The 16,060-nt window shown below is 54.8% G+C and carries 15 protein-coding genes; 1 reads left to right on the top strand and 14 read right to left on the bottom strand.

The genetic code is table 11. The annotated features are described in order from the left end of the window. Positions 1–133 precede the first annotated feature (133 nt). Genes nadD through leuS form a run of 4 tightly spaced genes read right to left on the bottom strand, consistent with a single transcriptional unit; the run spans position 134 to position 4,989 of the window. A complete protein-coding gene (gene nadD / locus ABGB15_RS15025; RefSeq protein WP_215722845.1) occupies positions 134–799 on the bottom strand; it encodes a nicotinate-nucleotide adenylyltransferase in 666 nt (221 codons plus the stop codon). Beyond that, a complete protein-coding gene (holA, locus tag ABGB15_RS15020) occupies positions 792–1,823 on the bottom strand; it encodes a DNA polymerase III subunit delta (RefSeq protein ID WP_152083853.1) in 1,032 nt (343 codons plus the stop codon). The genes nadD and holA overlap by 8 nt, the downstream gene beginning before the upstream one ends. Next, the gene (gene lptE / locus ABGB15_RS15015) at positions 1,823–2,392 is read right to left on the bottom strand and encodes an LPS assembly lipoprotein LptE (RefSeq protein ID WP_215722846.1); all 570 of its coding nucleotides are present in this window, start codon (positions 2,390–2,392) and stop codon (positions 1,823–1,825) included. The genes holA and lptE overlap by 1 nt, the downstream gene beginning before the upstream one ends. Positions 2,393–2,406: 14 nt before the next feature. Continuing rightward, positions 2,407–4,989 carry a leucine--tRNA ligase gene (leuS, locus tag ABGB15_RS15010; protein WP_152083855.1) on the bottom strand — a complete coding sequence of 861 codons (2,583 nt, stop codon included), beginning with the start codon at positions 4,987–4,989 and terminating at the stop codon, positions 2,407–2,409. A 214-nt stretch (positions 4,990–5,203) separates the two neighbouring features. Between leuS and ABGB15_RS15005 the strand changes: the two genes are divergently transcribed. After that, a complete protein-coding gene (locus ABGB15_RS15005) occupies positions 5,204–5,686 on the top strand; it encodes a zinc ribbon-containing protein (protein WP_215722852.1) in 483 nt (160 codons plus the stop codon). A gap of 79 nt (positions 5,687–5,765) precedes the next feature. Here the strand turns inward: ABGB15_RS15005 and rihA are convergent, their stop codons facing one another. The 10 genes from rihA to miaB all read right to left on the bottom strand — a co-directional run bounded on the left by rihA (position 5,766) and on the right by miaB (position 16,039). Then, positions 5,766–6,707: a pyrimidine-specific ribonucleoside hydrolase RihA gene (gene rihA / locus ABGB15_RS15000; protein ID WP_215722847.1), complete on the bottom strand. Its 942-nt coding sequence runs from the start codon at positions 6,705–6,707 to the stop codon at positions 5,766–5,768. A gap of 120 nt (positions 6,708–6,827) precedes the next feature. After that, on the bottom strand, positions 6,828–7,553 hold the full coding sequence (locus ABGB15_RS14995; RefSeq protein ID WP_152083857.1) for an amino acid ABC transporter ATP-binding protein: 726 nt from the start codon (positions 7,551–7,553) through the stop codon (positions 6,828–6,830). Then, a complete protein-coding gene (gene gltK / locus ABGB15_RS14990) occupies positions 7,553–8,227 on the bottom strand; it encodes a glutamate/aspartate ABC transporter permease GltK (RefSeq protein WP_152083858.1) in 675 nt (224 codons plus the stop codon). Before gltK ends, ABGB15_RS14995 begins: the two co-directional genes overlap by 1 nt. After that, positions 8,227–8,967: an amino acid ABC transporter permease gene (locus ABGB15_RS14985; RefSeq protein ID WP_152083859.1), complete on the bottom strand. Its 741-nt coding sequence runs from the start codon at positions 8,965–8,967 to the stop codon at positions 8,227–8,229. Before ABGB15_RS14985 ends, gltK begins: the two co-directional genes overlap by 1 nt. 154 nt (positions 8,968–9,121) lie before the next feature. Next, complete coding sequence (locus ABGB15_RS14980; RefSeq protein WP_152083860.1) at positions 9,122–10,027, bottom strand: amino acid ABC transporter substrate-binding protein; 906 nt, start codon at positions 10,025–10,027, stop codon at positions 9,122–9,124. 401 nt (positions 10,028–10,428) lie between these two features. Next, positions 10,429–11,967: an apolipoprotein N-acyltransferase gene (lnt, locus tag ABGB15_RS14975; RefSeq protein WP_215722853.1), complete on the bottom strand. Its 1,539-nt coding sequence runs from the start codon at positions 11,965–11,967 to the stop codon at positions 10,429–10,431. A 5-nt stretch (positions 11,968–11,972) separates the two neighbouring features. Continuing rightward, entirely contained in the window at positions 11,973–12,851 is an 879-nt protein-coding gene (gene corC, locus ABGB15_RS14970) for a CNNM family magnesium/cobalt transport protein CorC (RefSeq protein ID WP_152083863.1), read from the bottom strand. An 89-nt stretch (positions 12,852–12,940) separates the two neighbouring features. Continuing rightward, on the bottom strand, positions 12,941–13,408 hold the full coding sequence (ybeY, locus tag ABGB15_RS14965) for an rRNA maturation RNase YbeY (protein WP_010428616.1): 468 nt from the start codon (positions 13,406–13,408) through the stop codon (positions 12,941–12,943). Further along, positions 13,405–14,451, bottom strand: a complete 1,047-nt coding sequence (locus ABGB15_RS14960; protein WP_152083864.1) for a PhoH family protein — start codon at positions 14,449–14,451, stop codon at positions 13,405–13,407. The genes ybeY and ABGB15_RS14960 overlap by 4 nt, the downstream gene beginning before the upstream one ends. 163 nt (positions 14,452–14,614) lie before the next feature. Beyond that, entirely contained in the window at positions 14,615–16,039 is a 1,425-nt protein-coding gene (miaB, locus tag ABGB15_RS14955) for a tRNA (N6-isopentenyl adenosine(37)-C2)-methylthiotransferase MiaB (RefSeq protein WP_152083865.1), read from the bottom strand. Positions 16,040–16,060 lie beyond the last annotated feature (21 nt).

Below are 16,060 nucleotides of genomic sequence, written 5' to 3'. Positions count from 1 at the left end.
ATTGCATCGCCATTTTTGTAAAACAATTTCTGTAAAGCAATGATCGGCGGGAAAGTCTGGCAGCGGAGGATATCAGTATGGCTTAACCTGTCAAGGCAGGATAATCAATAAGGCGCGATTTCCTGCGTCAGTGCTATGCCTCTGCACTTTTCTGATACAACCCATGCTGGCGGATATATTCCAGCACCGATGCTGGCAGCAGATCGTCACAGGTTAAACCCTGTTGCAGGCGGTCACGAATAATGGTCGCTGAAATATCAAACCATGGTGTTTCGGCAAGATAGATTTTCCCGGCGGGCAGAGTATGCAGATCTTCTATATTGTCGGTGAGGTGTGCGTCGAGCCATTGCTGGTGCTGTTCTTCGCGCATGGTCAACGGGTAGCCCGGACGGCGGCAAACCAGCAAATGGCTGTTATCCAGAATGGTTTCGTACTGATGCCAGGTGGGGAAGTTAAGCAGAGAATCCTGGCCGATAATAAACGCCAGCGGTTTCTTCGGGCCTTGTTCGGCGCGCCACTCCTGCAGCGTCTGCGAAGTCCAGGAAGGGGTATCGCGGCGCAGCTCGCGTTCATCAAGAGTAAAAAGGGGCTTATCCGCAATGGCCAGGGACAGCATCTCTTTACGCTGTTCACTGGTGGCCTCTGGTTGAGGGCGGTGCGGCGGGACGTTATTCGGCATGATGATCACGCGCTGCAGGCCAATCAGATTCGCCAGGATTTCAACCGGCTTCAGGTGCCCATAATGTACCGGATCGAACGTACCGCCATACAGTGCCTGTAAAGAGTGCATATTATCCATCGATAAAAACGTCTGCCAGCGCCTTGTGGCACAGCAGCAGGGAAAGACTTTCCAGCTCTGCCCAGATTGACTGACCATAGTCCTGTTTCAGCGTCAGTTCGGCACGCAACAGAAGCTGTATTGCCTGGCGCAGCTGTTCATGGCTCAGGCGGTTTATCGCCTCGGTGGTCATTGCCCGGCGGTTTTGCCATACGCGATGTTTATCAAACAGCGCGCGCAGCGGGGTATGGGCGGACTGGCGCTTGAGATTAATCAGCAGCAGCAGTTCGCGCTGAAGCGTGCGCAGCAGAATGACGGGCTCACTGCCTTCAAGCCGCAGCTGCTGCAAAATATGCAGGGCGCGTTTACTCTTCGCTGACAACAGTGCATCCACCCAGTGGAATGGCGTGAAGTGAGCGGCATCGTTAACTGCCTGCTCCACGCGCGGTAGCGTCAGCTTGCCGTCCGGCCACAGCAGAGAAAGACGGTCCAGCGCCTGGGCCAGTGCCAGCAGGTTGCCTTCATAGCAGTAGCAAAGCAGCTGGTTCGCGGCATCATCCAACTGGAGATTATGCTGTTTAGCTCGCGCCGCCACCCATTTGGGCAGATGCGCCTGTTCTGGCGTCTGGCAGGTGACCAGCACCGCGTTGGCCGCAAGCCGGGTAAACCAGGCCGCATTTTCCTGTGCTTTGGTGAGTTTATTGCCGCGAACAATTAACAGAAGATCGCTGTGTAACAAGCTGACCAGCGTGGCGAGTTGTTCATTGATAGCGGCGTTGGGGCCATTTTCCGGCAGCAGGAGTTGAATGGTCTGGCGTGATGCAAACAAACTCATCGCCTGACAAAGCGAAAAGAGGGCATTCCAGTCGGTGTTGTTATCGATCTGAAACGTGTGATGCTCATCAAAGCCCTGAGTCGCCGCGGCCTGGCGAACGGCATCAAGACTTTCCTGAAGTAACAGCGGATCGTTTCCGAGTAACAGATACGCCGCGCGCAGCCCTTCATTGAGCTGCGCGCGGAGTTGTTCAGGATACAACCTGATCATCAGTTACCCATTGAGGTAGAAACAGGAGGCGTACTGGCATCCGGTTGTTCGGTGATGTCAGAGCCTTGTTTCGTCGACGCGGCAATGCCTGGCAGTTTACGGATCAGCTGTTCCGCCGCCTTGTCATACATTTCGTTAATGATAATTTGCTGCTCGGCATCTTTTGCCAGTGCAGTTTGCGGGTTATCGAAGAACGAACGGTAGACTTTGGTACTGATCGGGTAAATGTCTTTGCCCGGAATCAGCACTGAAGCGCTGACCGACATCACCATCTGGTACTCAGCGGTACGGCCATCCTGGAAGATAGACGCCGTATCTTTGCTCAGGCTCATACCCCGAACGCGAAGAGACGGTACATCCTGGCGCAGCGTTCCTTTCTCGATAAGCTCAACGCCATTCAGGCGCAGCTGGTTACGAATTGCCCGGCTAAGCGGTCCATTCGGATCGGATGAGTCGAAGATCATCGTTTTCATCTGAGCAGGCACTGCCGTGGTATTGCGCAGATGCCAGCCACAACCAGCGGTGACAAGCACCGCCAGAGATAAGAGTATTGTTGCCAGTTGTCGCACGTTTCCTCCCGCGCTTAGCCAACGACCAGATTCAGCAGTTTACCCGGTACGTAGATCACTTTACGTACGGTAACGCCCTCAAGATATTTCGCAACCAGATGTTCCTGACCTGCGCGCTCGCGAACCTGCTCTTCGGTTGCATCGACAGCCACGGTGATTTTACCGCGCACTTTGCCGTTAACCTGCACCACGACCAGGGTGGTGTTTTCCACCATGGCGGATTCGTCAGCCACAGGCCACGGTGCGTTGTCGATATCACCTTCGCCTTTCAGCTCCTGCCACAGGGTGAAGCTGACATGTGGCGTGAACGGGTTCAGCATACGAACCACGGCCAGCAGCGCTTCACGCATTAAGGCACGATCCTGCTCGCCATCCTGCGGGGCTTTCGCCAGCTTGTTCATCAGTTCCATAATAGCCGCAATTGCGGTATTGAAGGTCTGACGACGACCAATATCATCGGTCACTTTCGCGATGGTTTTATGAACATCACGACGCAGCGCCTGCTGATCTTCGCTCAGTGCGGCAACGTTCAGTGCTGGCGCATCACCCTGAGAGGTGTGCTCGTAAACCAGTTTCCAGACGCGCTTCAGGAAGCGGTTAGCGCCTTCAACGCCGGATTCCTGCCACTCCAGGGTCATGTCCGCCGGAGAGGCAAACATCATGAACAGACGCACGGTATCCGCGCCGTAACGCTCAACCATCACCTGCGGGTCGATACCGTTGTTTTTGGACTTGGACATCTTGCTCATGCCGGTGTAAACGAGCTCATGACCTTCGGCGTCTTTCGCTTTCACGATACGGCCTTTCTCGTCGCGCTCAACGATCGCATCAACCGGAGAAACCCAGTTACGCTCGCCGTTCGCGCCAACGTAGTAGAATGCGTCTGCGAGAACCATACCCTGACACAGCAGCTGCTTAGCTGGTTCATCAGAGTTCACCAGGCCCGCATCACGCATCAGCTTATGGAAGAAGCGGAAGTAGAGCAGGTGCATGATGGCGTGTTCGATACCGCCGATGTAGATATCCACTGGCAGCCAGTAGTTTGCGGCTTTGGAGTCCAGCATCCCTTCCTGATACTGCGGGCAGGTGTAGCGCGCGTAATACCAGGAAGATTCCATAAAGGTGTCAAAGGTGTCCGTTTCACGCAGCGCAGGCTGGCCGTTGACGGTGGTTTTCGCCCACTCAGGATCGGCTTTGATCGGGCTGGTGATGCCGTCCATGACCACGTCTTCCGGCAGGATCACCGGCAGTTGATCTTCCGGCGTTGGCATTACGGTGCCATCTTCCAGGGTCACCATTGGAATTGGCGCACCCCAGTAACGCTGACGGGACACACCCCAGTCGCGCAGACGGTAGTTCACTTTACGCTCGCCCACGCCCTGGGACGCCAGTTTATCGGCGATGGCGTTGAAGCCCTCTTCGAAGCTCAGTCCGCTGAATTCGCCGGAGTTGAACAGGGTGCCTTTTTCGGTCAGCGCTTGTTCGGACAGGTCTGGTTCAGATCCATCGGCGGCCAGAATAACGGCTTTAATCGGCAGGCCGTATTTGGTGGCAAATTCGTAGTCGCGCTGATCGTGGCCCGGAACCGCCATCACTGCGCCCGTGCCGTACTCCATCAGCACAAAGTTCGCTGCCCAGACAGGGATGGCTTCGCCCGTCAGAGGGTGCTTAGCATAGAAGCCTGTCGCAACGCCTTTTTTCTCCATCGTTGCCATGTCGGCTTCGGCCACTTTGGTGTTGCGGCATTCGTCGATGAAGGTGGCCAGTTCCGGATTGTTTTCCGCCGCTTTCTGCGCCAGTGGGTGACCTGCGGCAACGGCCAGGTAGGTCGCGCCCATGAAAGTGTCCGGACGGGTGGTGTAAACGGTCAGGGTCTGATCGTAGTTCTCAACGTTGAAGGTGATTTCCACGCCTTCAGAACGGCCGATCCAGTTACGCTGCATGGTCTTAACGGTGTCAGGCCAGTGATCCAGATTATCCAGATCGTTCAGCAGCTCGTCAGCGTAAGCGGTGATTTTGATAAACCACTGTGGGATCTCTTTACGCTCAACTTTGGTGTCACAGCGCCAGCAGCAGCCGTCGATAACCTGTTCGTTCGCGAGAACGGTCTGGTCATTCGGGCACCAGTTAACGGCAGAGGTTTTCTTGTACACCAGCCCTTTTTTATACAGCTCGGTGAAGAATTTCTGTTCCCAGCGGTAGTATTCCGGGGTGCAGGTCGCCAGCTCACGGCTCCAGTCATAGCCAAAGCCCAGCATTTTCAGCTGGTTTTTCATGTACGCGATGTTGTCGTACGTCCACGGTGCCGGGGCGGTATTGTTTTTGACCGCTGCGCCTTCCGCAGGCAGACCGAACGCATCCCAGCCGATTGGCTGCAGAACATTTTTACCCAGCATACGCTGGTAGCGCGCAATCACGTCACCGATGGTGTAGTTACGCACGTGGCCCATGTGTAGTCGACCAGAAGGATAGGGAAGCATCGACAGGCAGTAATACTTCTCTTTGCTCTCGTCTTCGGTTACTTCAAAGGTACGCTTCTCGTCCCAGTGTTGCTGGACTTTTGATTCTATCTCTTCCGGGCGGTATTGCTCTTGCATGGCAGCCAGTGGTCCTGTTTTCAATACAGCTACAAATGTAGCCAATGGATGTGGTAATTCAGATCCGCATAGCATAGCCCAAACGCCCGCGCCAAAACAGCCTTTCGCACAAATGCGCTTTGCTGGAATTTACCGGGTCTGTGCTTCATCTGGCAAAGCGGCGATGAAATAAGGTCTATTATTAGAAATAGTTACTTACCCAGGAGGCAAAATGATGAACAAGGTTGCTCAATTTTACCGCGAACTGGTAGCAACACTGACGGAACGACTGCGTAACGGCGAGCGTGATATCGACGCACTGGTTGAACAGGCTCGTGCGCGGGTGACGCAAACGGGTGAGTTAACACGAACGGAAATCGAAGAGGTGACGCGCGCCGTACGCCGCGACCTGGAAGAGTTTGCGCGTAGCTATGAAGAGAGCCAGGACGAGGTCGTCGACAGCGTGTTTATGCGGGTGATCAAAGAGAGCCTGTGGCAGGAGCTGGCGGATATCACCGATAAAACGCAGCTGGAGTGGCGCGAGGTATTTCAGGATTTGAACCATCACGGCGTATACCATAGTGGTGAGGTCGTGGGGCTGGGGAATCTGGTATGTGAGAAGTGTCATCACCATATTGCCGTTTATACGCCGGACGTGCTGCCACTGTGCCCGAAGTGCGGGCACGACCAGTTCCAGCGTCGGCCGTTTGAGCCATAGGTAAAAGCAAAACGGCAACCACGTTGCCGTTTTTAGTGTTTGCTCCCTCTCCCTGTGGGAGAGGGCCGGGGTGAGGGCATCAGGCCGCAGAATAATACGCCAGCCGCTCCGCCAGCAAATCCACAAATGCCTGCCGATCGATGTCCACCATCAGCGTGGTATTCGGCGCATTTCCCGTCAGCGAGTAATAGTCCACTACCGTCATGCCCTGGGTGTATTTTCCCTGCGTTTCCACGCCGACCCAGCGTTCCACCGTGGTGAACATCTCCGGTTTCAGCAGCCAGGCGATGGTGCAAGGATCATGCAGCGGTGCGCCGTGGAAGCCCCATTTCTCCGCTTTGTGATACTCCATAAAGAAGTCGAGCAGCTCTGCCACCGTCGTCGCAACCGGGTTACCCACAGCACGAAAACGTTCAATGTCATCTGCCATAATCTGCGCGCGGTGCGTAACATCCAGCCCTGCCATCACAACCGGCAGACCCGACTGGAAGACAATCTCTGCGGCTTCCGGGTCGACAAAGATGTTGAACTCCGCTGCGGGCGTCCAGTTACCTAACCCCATCGCGCCGCCCATGATGACAATACGGGCAATTTTGCTGTGCAGTTCAGGATGGCTGTTAAGCAGCAATGCGACGTTGGTTTGCGGGCCGGTAGCCACCAGCGTGACCGGTTCAGCGCTCTCACGTAGCACTTTTGCCATCAGCTCCACGGCGGTGCAGTTTTGCGGCGCGAAATCCGGCTCCGGCAGTGCCGGGCCGTCCAGCCCACTTTCACCATGCACGTTGTCAGCAATAATCAGCTCACGCATCAGTGGCTTAACGGCACCGCCTGCAACCGGAATATCTGTGCGTTTGAGCAGCGTCAGCATACGCAGCACGTTACGCAGGGTTTTGTCAGGCGTCTGGTTTCCGGCGGATGACGTGACCGCTTTCACTTCAAGCTCAGGGGAGGCAAGTGCAAGGACGAGAGCGATCGCGTCATCATGACCTGGATCGCAATCGATAATGATAGGTTGTGCCATAGCGTTCTCCATTCATAGCGTTATTTTGTGACAAGGTTAACGCTGTAATGTGACGCCGACGAGAAGAAGAACGTTAAAGCGTGAAGCAGTGCGCAATCCGCAGATTGCGCACCGGGAAGATTAGTGCAGGATTTTGGCGAGGAAGTCTTTTGCGCGTTCCGATTTCGGGTTAGCGAAAAACTCTTCTTTCGGCGAGTCTTCAACGATTTTCCCTTCGTCCATGAAGATCACGCGGTTGGCCACTTTACGGGCGAAGCCCATCTCATGGGTCACCACCATCATGGTCATCCCTTCATGTGCCAGCTCGACCATCACGTCCAGCACTTCGTTGATCATCTCTGGATCGAGTGCAGAAGTGGGCTCATCAAACAGCATCGCCACCGGGTCCATGCACAGCGCACGGGCGATCGCCACACGCTGCTGCTGGCCGCCTGAGAGCTGTGCCGGGAACTTATCCGCATGAGCCGAAAGCCCCACACGCTCCAGCAATTTCAACCCTTTCTCGCGCGCCGCTTTTTTATCGCGCTTAAGCACTTTCACCTGCGCCAGCGTCAGGTTTTCGATAATGGAGAGGTGCGGGAACAGCTCAAAATGCTGGAATACCATTCCGACGTGGGAACGAAGCTGCGCAAGGTTGGTTTTCTTGTCGTTAACTTTGGTGCCGTTGACGAGAATTTCACCCTGCTGCACCGGCTCCAGGCCGTTGACGGTTTTGATCAGCGTGGATTTACCGGAGCCGGACGGCCCACACACGACCACCACATCGCCTTTTTTCACTTCGGTAGAGCAGTCGGTCAGCACCTGAAAGTGCCCATACCATTTAGAAACATTTTTCAGGGAAATCATTACACAGTCCTTTTCTTCAGCCAGCTGACCAACAGCGACGCGCTTAAACTAATCACGAAATAGACCCCACCCGCGAAGAGGATCATCTCGACCTGCGTACCATCACGTTCACCGATGGTGGATGCGGTACGGAAGAAGTCTGCCAGGCTCAACACGTAGACCAGCGAGGTATCCTGGAACAGCACGATGCCCTGAGTCAGCAGGAGCGGTACCATGGCGCGAAACGCCTGCGGCAGAATAATGAGCTGCATTGACTGCCAGTGCGTCATCCCCAGCGCCAGCGCAGCGCTGGACTGCCCACGGGAGATACTCTGGATGCCCGCGCGGATAATCTCTGAGTAGTAAGCGGCCTCGAACATCGAGAATGCCACCATCGCGGAGATCAGACGGATATCAGTTTTGGGTGACAGGCCCAGTACATTCTGTAAGAAGCCTGGAACAATCAGGTAAAACCACAGCAGCACCATCACCAGCGGAATGGAACGGAAGACGTTAACGTAAGCGGTGGCAAACCAGGCGAGCGGTTTAAAGCTCGACAGGCGCATCACCGCCAGCAGTGTGCCCCAGACGATACCCACGATGATGGCGATAACGGTGATCTTTAAGGTGATCACCAGGCCATCCAGCAGATACGGCATGGAAGGAACGATAGAACTCCAGTCAAACTCGTACATTATTTGCCCCCCAGATTGCCCGGCAGGCGAACTTTGCGTTCAACCAGGTTCATCACCAGCATGATGAATGCGTTTATCAGAACATACGCGAGCGTGATCGCCGTGAAGGATTCCCACGCATGGGCGGAATAATCCAGCAATTTACCGGCCTGAGCCGCCATATCCACCAGACCGATAGTGGAGGCGATGGCCGAGTTTTTCACCAGGTTCATCATCTCTGAGGTCATGGGCGGCACGATAACGCGATAAGCGTTTGGCAGCAGCACGTAGCGGTAGGTTTGTGGCAGCGTGAGCCCCATCGCCAGACCGGCATTTTTTTGCCCGCGCGGCAGTGACTGAATGGCGGCACGCACCTGCTCGCAAACGCGCGCAGCGGTAAACAGCCCCAGACAGAGCATGGAGGAGACAAAGAACTGCACGTTAGGGTCCAGTTCTGCCTTAAACCACATGCCAAGATTTTCCGGCAGCAGTTCCGGCACAACCAGATACCACGTAAAGAATTGCACGATCAGCGGAACGTTACGGAACAGTTCCACATACAGCGTGCCAACAGAAGAGAGTAAACGGTTAGGAACGGTGCGCAGAATACCGAACAGCGAACCGACAAGAAACGCGATGATCCACGCCGTTATCGATAACGCAACGGTGACCTGAAAGCCGCTCCACAGCCAGCCAAGATAGGTGGTGTTGCCGAACGGGGCTTGTTGCAGAAAAATGCCCCAGTTCCAGTCGATTGACATAATAAACTCCGGAAAAAAAAGGGTAGCAGCGCTACCCTCGAAGATTGGTGAGAAGCTCATTTTCGCGCTGAGTGGGGAACGACCACTCAACGTATAGTCTGTCCATGCTTCCCGACAATCGAGAGGGCAGGAGATCCCGCCCCTGTTGTTCTAATTAGTTAAGAGCTTTGTCATTAGGTGATTTGAACAGCGCTTTCATGTCGTCAGACAGTTCGAAGTTCATGTTGAGGTTTTTTGGTGGAATTGGGTTTTTGAACCACTTATCGAACCATTTTTCCGCTTCGCCGGATGTCTGAACCTGAGCGATGGTGTCATCGATCAGCTTTTTGAAGTCGGCGTCGCCTTTACGCAGCATACAGCCGTACGCTTCTTTTGATTGCGGAGTGCCGACGATTTCCCAGTTGTCTGGTTTCTTCGCTTTCGCACGTTCACCTGCCAGCAGGGCATCGTCCATCATAAACGCGACGGCGCGACCGCTTTCCAGGGTACGGAAGGAGTCACCGTGGTCTTTCGCGCTGATGATGCGCATGTCCATTTTCTTCTCGTCATTCAGTTTGTGCAGGAGCACTTCTGAGGTCGTACCGGAGGTGACAACAACGGCTTTACCTTTCAGGTCAGCAAAATCTTTGATCTCACCGCCTTTTTTCGTCAGCAGACGCGTACCTACCACGAAAATGGTGTCGGAGAAGGCGGCCTGCTTCTGGCGCTCAAGGTTGTTGGTGGTGGAGCCACACTCAAAATCGAAGGTGCCGTTTTGCAGCAGAGGAATACGGTTTTGTGAAGTGATAGGGATCAGCTTCACCTGCAGGTCAGGTTTGTTCAGCTTTTTCTTCACAGCTTCAACGATGGCGTTGGAGTAATCCTGTGAATAGCCCACGACTTTTTGCGTGTTGTCGTAGTAAGAGAACGGGACAGAAGATTCACGGTGGCCGACCACGATCACGCCGTTTTTGGCAATCTTGTCGAGAGTGCTTCCTGCTGCCGGAGCGTCTGCAGCGTGTACCGCGCCCGCGGACATTCCCATAACCAGCATTGCTGTGGCCAGTTTACGTAATTGCATACCCAACTCCTTTCTTATCAGCGCCAGTGACGCATTGATACCCATTGTGATGTTGTTATATCTCGCGCTATGCGAGTGCAGTGTTATGCATGCTTGTTAACATTTAGTCTGGCTTAATGTAAAGATTTTGCTGCGTTATTGTTTATTTTTGCGAAGCGCGCCGCACCATTCAGAGGCAAAAATCTCTCGTTGCACCGTTTCGGTGCTACCGATGATCTACGCTGGTGCGACAAGGTTGCACGTTAAGCCAAACTGCGTTTGCGTGAATAAACAAAGCAATAGGCGTGCCAGATTGAGTATTAGGGGGAATTGTCGGGTGGCGGCTGCGCCTTACCCGACCTACGGGAATGGAAATGTAGGCCGGGTAAGGCGCAGCCGCCACCCGGCAACAGAAGGTAAGGCTATTTACGACGCTGACGCAGACTCATCAGCACCGCGCCAAAGCCGAACAGCGTGGTCAAAATCCACAGCGGCCAGTTGCCGGTACGGGCGTACGGTGTCAGGCCGGTGGTTGGCGTAACGCTGGTGGTCAGCACCTCGCGGGTGAACTGCGGTATCATCGCCTGAATTTCCCCCTGCGGCCCAATCACGGCGGTGATACCGTTGTTGGTGCTGCGCAGCAGCGGACGCGCCAGCTCCAGAGAACGCATACGCGCCATCTGGAAGTGCTGCCACGGGCCAATTGACTTACCAAACCAGGCATCATTAGAGATAGTCAGCAGGTAATCGGTATCCGCGCGGAAGTTATCGCGCACCTGCTCGCCGAGGATAATTTCGTAGCAGATGGCTGCCGTCAGGGCAAAGCCGTGCGCGTGCAACTGCGGCTGAACGTACGGACCGCGGCTGAAGGAGGACATCGGCAGATCAAAGAACGGTGCCAGCGGGCGCAAAATCGACTCCAGTGGAACAAACTCGCCAAAAGGAACCAGATGGTTTTTGTTATAGCGGTTAGTGGAGTTATAGCTGTACCTACTGTCTTTGCCGAGCGTAATGATCGTGTTGTACGTGTCATAGCGGTTCTGCTGGTTCAGGCGTGCATCAACGATCCCGGTGATCAGCGTGCTGCCGCGCGCGCGAAGCAGATCGTCCATCATCTTCAGGAACGGCTGCTGGTTGATTTCCAGGTCAGGGATCGCCGACTCCGGCCAGATAATTAACTGCGATTTGCCCATCACGGCTTCGGTGGCATTGGCATAGATTTTCAGCGTGTTAATCAGCTGATTTTCATCCCACTTCAACGACTGGGGAATATTACCCTGCACCATAGAAACCTGGGTTGCGCGCTCTGGCTCCAGGGTGAACCACTGGATATAACGCAACGGGAAGGGCAGGGCAAACAGCACCAGCGCCGTAACCAGCGGTTTCCAGTTGCGCGTGACCAGCGCCAGTACCAGCAGGCCGCTGACCATCATCAGCAGGAAGTTAATCGCCTCAACGCCCATCACGGGTGCCAGCCCTTTCAGCGGGCCGTCAATCTGGCTGTAGCCGAACTGCAGCCACGGGAAGCCGGTCAGTACCCAGCCGCGCAGGAATTCGGTGATTTGCCAGACGACCGGTGCCGCAATGGCGACGCGCAGCCAGGTGGTTTTCGGCCACAGGCGAGACAGGATACCAGCGAACAGGCCGGTATAGAGCGAGAGATAGGCGGCGAGCAGCAGCACCAGGAAGACGTTCACCGGACCCGGCATACCGCCAAACTGCGCGATACTGACGTAGACCCAGTTAATGCCGGAACCAAACAGCCCCAGCCCCCAGAAGTAGCCAATGGCGGCTGCCTGAACCGGACGGCGATTCAGGGTTAACCCCTGTAGCCCCATCAGAGAGAGGATGGCGGCGGGCCAGATGCCGTAAGGAGAAAAAGCCAGCGTACCGCTGGCTCCGAGTAACAACGCCAGCAGCAAACGGACGCGCTGGCGTTCAAAGAGTGGGGCAAATGCCATTTACATTAATCTTCCAGTTTTGGCACCGGTGAGTCGTCCGGCATTCTGACGTGAACCTGTATAATACGTCGGCTGTCGGCCATGGCGACCTTAAACTGGTAACCGTCGATGTCAACGGTCTCGCCACGAGCCGGAAGATGACCAAAGGCCTGCATCACCAGTCCGCCAATGGTATCCACCTCTTCATCGCTGAAGTGGGTGCCGAAGGTGTCGTTGAAATCCTCAATCGAGGCCAGCGCGCGCACGGTCCAGGTGTGGCGGCTGAGCTGACGGAAGTCGATATCCTCTTCTTCGTCATACTCGTCTTCGATTTCGCCCACGATCAGCTCAAGGATATCCTCGATGGTGACCAGACCGGACACGCCACCGAATTCATCAATAACAATCGCCATGTGGTAGCGCTGAGAGCGAAACTCTTTCAGCATCCGATCCACACGTTTACTTTCCGGCACAACCACGGCCTGGCGTAACACTTTTTCCATGCTGAAGGCTTCGGCATCGCTGCGCATAAACGGCAGCAGATCTTTCGCCATCAAAATCCCTTCGATGTGATCTTTGTCTTCGCTAATGACCGGAAAACGCGAGTGGGCGGATTCGATGATCACATCGAGGCACTCGTCCAGGGTCTGGTTACGTTTCAGGGTGATCATCTGCGAGCGGGGGATCATGATATCGCGGACGCGCTGGTCGGCGATGTCCATAACCCCTTCGAGCATTTCGCGCGTATCTTCGTCGATAAGATCGTTCTGCCCGGAATCACGAATCAGCTCCAGCAGTTCATCACGGTTTTTCGGTTCGCCGTGGAAAAGCTGGTTCAGAATGAGGGAGAAAAATCCCTTTTTACTGGTTGTCGTGTCGCTACTGTGTGAATTGTCGTCGCTCATGGCGTTTGTTAAGGGTTCTCTTGTTAGTTCAACGTTTACCGCCGCGCTATGTCCTTAGGCGGCGGCATGTTAGCCAGTCGGTTGACTGACTATTCTTTCTCGGCAATGTACGGGTCCTCATAGCCCAGAGCAAGCATTATCTCTGTCTCGAGGGACTCCATCTCTTCCGCTTCATCATCTTCAATGTGATCGTAGCCCAGCAGGTGCAGGCTACCGTGTACCACCATATGCGCCCAGTGCGCGTCGAGCGGTTTTTGCTGCTCTTTGGCTTCCTGCTCAACCACCTGACGGCAGATGATCAGGTCGCCCAGCAGCGGCATTTCAATCCCCGGAGGCGCTTCGAACGGGAAAGAGAGCACATTGGTCGGCTTATCTTTCCCGCGGTAGGTCAGGTTAAGCTCGTGGCTTTCCGCTTCATCCACCAGGCGAATCGTCACTTCTGATTCTTCCTGAAACTGGGGGATAACCGCATCCAGCCATTTCTGAAACTGTGCCTCATCTGGCATGCCGGAATTATCTTCACAGGCCAGCTGTAAATCGAGGATCACCTGACTCATTTCTGTTCTTGCTCCTGCGCATCGCGCTTACGTTCTGCGGCCAGTTCGGCCTTACGTTTTTGTTCCGCCTCTTCCCAGGCTTCATAGGCGTTAACGATGCGCGCGACCACCGGATGGCGAACGACGTCTTCGCTGTGGAAGAAGTTAAAGCTGATTTCATCGACTTCGGACAGCACTTCAATCGCGTGGCGCAGGCCAGATTTGGTGCTGCGCGGCAGGTCAATCTGGGTGATGTCGCCGGTGATGACCGCTTTCGAGTTAAAGCCGATACGCGTCAGGAACATCTTCATCTGTTCGATGGTAGTGTTCTGGCTCTCATCAAGAATGATGAACGCATCGTTGAGCGTGCGGCCGCGCATGTAGGCGAGCGGGGCGACTTCAATCACGTTACGCTCAATGAGCTTCTCTACTTTCTCAAAGCCTAACATCTCGAACAGGGCGTCATAAAGCGGGCGCAGATACGGGTCCACTTTCTGACTTAAATCACCCGGCAGGAAGCCGAGCTTTTCACCCGCTTCGACGGCAGGGCGAGTCAGCAGAATTCGACGGATTTCCTGGCGCTCCAGCGCATCAACCGCAGCGGCAACCGCCAGATAGGTTTTACCCGTACCCGCCGGACCCACGCCGAAGGTGATGTCATGGTCGAGGATGTTGGCAATGTACTGCGCCTGGTTCGGCGTGCGTGGTTTAATCACGCCGCGTTTGGTCTTGATGTTGATCGCTTTGCCGTAGTCCGGCACGCTTTCCGCGCTCTGCTCAAGCACGCGCGCCTCTTTAATGGCGAGGTGGATCTGTTCCGGTTCGATATCCTGCGTTTCGCCACGCATCGGGGCGGTATCAACATACAGACTGCGAAGAATATCTGCAGCGGCATTGACGCAGATGCTGCGTCCGGTGAGTTTGAAATGGTTATCGCGACGATTGATTTCGATACCCAGACGTCGCTCAAGTTGTTTGATGTTGTCATCAAACGGCCCGCACAGGCTCAGCAGGCGAGCGTTGTCTGCGGGCGTTAGGCTAATTTCACGCGTATCTATGTTCAAACTGTTCCTCTTTGAGTAGTTAACTTACCCGGTGGCACCTGGCGTAATAAAACGGTCATTACCGAAATTATTCACGCCACAGAATAAAGGCGCAAGCGTTGCGGATGATATTGGGGGCAATGAGAGGAAATACAAGGCCTGCCGGAAGGGCAGGCCATAAGGACTATGGCTGGTAAATCCCCACGCCAGAATCGTCTACTTTGCGGGTGCGAGAGATCACCGATTCGGGTGATTCTGCAATACGCAGGCCCATTTCGGCTTCGGTCCGTACCAGCTTCGCGCGCAGTGAATTGGTCAGGACTTCGACAATTTCGACATCCACAAATTTACCGATCAGATCCGGGGTGCCTTCAAAGTTCACCACGCGGTTGTTTTCGGTACGACCGGACAGTTCCATAATGCTCTTGCGGGAAGTGCCTTCCACCAGAATACGCTGGACGGTGCCGAGCATACGGCGGCTCCAGGCGTTGGCCTGCTGGTTGATACGCTCCTGCAGAATATACAGACGCTGCTTTTTCTCTTCTTCCGGCACATCGTCAACCATATCGGCCGCAGGTGTTCCAGGACGCGCTGAGAAGATGAAGCTGTAGCTGACATCGAAGTTTATTTCGCCAATGAGCTTCATGGTGCGCTCGAAGTCATCAGCGGTTTCGCCAGGGAAGCCGACGATAAAGTCGGAGCTGATCTGGATATCGGGACGCGCTTCACGCAGCTTACGGATGGTGGACTTATACTCCAGCACCGTATGTGGACGGCCCATCAGGTTCAGCACCCGGTCAGAGCCACACTGAACCGGCAGGTGCAGGAAGCTCACCAGCTCTGGTGTATCGCGATAAACGTCAATGATGTCGTCGGTAAATTCCATTGGATGGCTGGTGGTAAAGCGAATACGGTCGATGCCGTCAATCGCGGCCACCAGGCGCAGCAGTTCGGCAAAGCTGCCGGTGGTGCCATCGTAGTTCTCACCGCGCCAGGCGTTAACGTTCTGACCCAGCAGGTTCACTTCGCGTACGCCCTGCGCGGCCAGCTGCGCGATTTCAAACAGAATATCGTCTGCCGGGCGGCTGACTTCTTCACCACGGGTGTACGGCACCACGCAGTAAGTACAGTATTTGTTGCAGCCTTCCATGATGGAGACGAAAGCGGTCGGGCCATCAGCGCGCGGCTCTGGCAGACGGTCAAATTTTTCGATCTCCGGGAAGCTCACATCCACGACCGGGCTACGATCGCCGCGAACCTTATTGATCATCTCAGGCAGGCGGTGCAGGGTCTGAGGGCCAAAGACAATATCCACATACGGGGCTCTCTGGCGGATCAGCTTACCTTCCTGCGACGCGACGCAGCCGCCCACACCGATGATCAGGTCCGGATTTTTTCGCTTAAGAAGTTTCCAGCGGCCTAACACGTGAAAGACTTTTTCCTGCGCTTTTTCACGAATTGAACAGGTGTTCAGCAGCAGCACATCGGCTTCTTTCGCATTTTCAGTCAGCTGGTATCCGTGGGTGGTATCCAGCAGATCGGCCATCTTGGATGAATCGTATTCGTTCATCTGACAGCCCCAGGTTTTTATATGGAGTTTTTTAGTCATCGACTTGCTCAGCTCAGGATT

Source organism: Enterobacter sp. MALB-1 (assembly GCF_041021625.1).
GTDB lineage: Bacteria > Pseudomonadota > Gammaproteobacteria > Enterobacterales > Enterobacteriaceae > Enterobacter > Enterobacter oligotrophicus.
Note: the sequence above shows the minus strand (reverse complement) of the source record. Positions and strands in the feature narration are given on the sequence as shown.

Excerpts from the sequence above, each read along its gene's own strand:
- holA (WP_152083853.1), bottom strand. The coding sequence starts at position 1,823 with ATGATCAGGTTGTATCCTGAACAACTCCGCGCGCAGCTCAATGAAGGG.
- leuS (WP_152083855.1), bottom strand. The coding sequence starts at position 4,989 with ATGCAAGAGCAATACCGCCCGGAAGAGATAGAATCAAAAGTCCAGCAA.
- nadD (WP_215722845.1), bottom strand. The coding sequence starts at position 799 with ATGGATAATATGCACTCTTTACAGGCACTGTATGGCGGTACGTTCGAT.
- miaB (WP_152083865.1), bottom strand. The coding sequence starts at position 16,039 with ATGACTAAAAAACTCCATATAAAAACCTGGGGCTGTCAGATGAACGAA.
- rihA (WP_215722847.1), bottom strand. The coding sequence starts at position 6,707 with ATGGCACAACCTATCATTATCGATTGCGATCCAGGTCATGATGACGCG.
- ybeY (WP_010428616.1), bottom strand. The coding sequence starts at position 13,408 with ATGAGTCAGGTGATCCTCGATTTACAGCTGGCCTGTGAAGATAATTCC.
- ABGB15_RS14985 (WP_152083859.1), bottom strand. The coding sequence starts at position 8,967 with ATGTCAATCGACTGGAACTGGGGCATTTTTCTGCAACAAGCCCCGTTC.
- lnt (WP_215722853.1), bottom strand. The coding sequence starts at position 11,967 with ATGGCATTTGCCCCACTCTTTGAACGCCAGCGCGTCCGTTTGCTGCTG.
- corC (WP_152083863.1), bottom strand. The coding sequence starts at position 12,851 with ATGAGCGACGACAATTCACACAGTAGCGACACGACAACCAGTAAAAAG.
- ABGB15_RS15005 (WP_215722852.1), top strand. The coding sequence starts at position 5,204 with ATGAACAAGGTTGCTCAATTTTACCGCGAACTGGTAGCAACACTGACG.
- ABGB15_RS14995 (WP_152083857.1), bottom strand. The coding sequence starts at position 7,553 with ATGATTTCCCTGAAAAATGTTTCTAAATGGTATGGGCACTTTCAGGTG.
- gltK (WP_152083858.1), bottom strand. The coding sequence starts at position 8,227 with ATGTACGAGTTTGACTGGAGTTCTATCGTTCCTTCCATGCCGTATCTG.
- ABGB15_RS14980 (WP_152083860.1), bottom strand. The coding sequence starts at position 10,027 with ATGCAATTACGTAAACTGGCCACAGCAATGCTGGTTATGGGAATGTCC.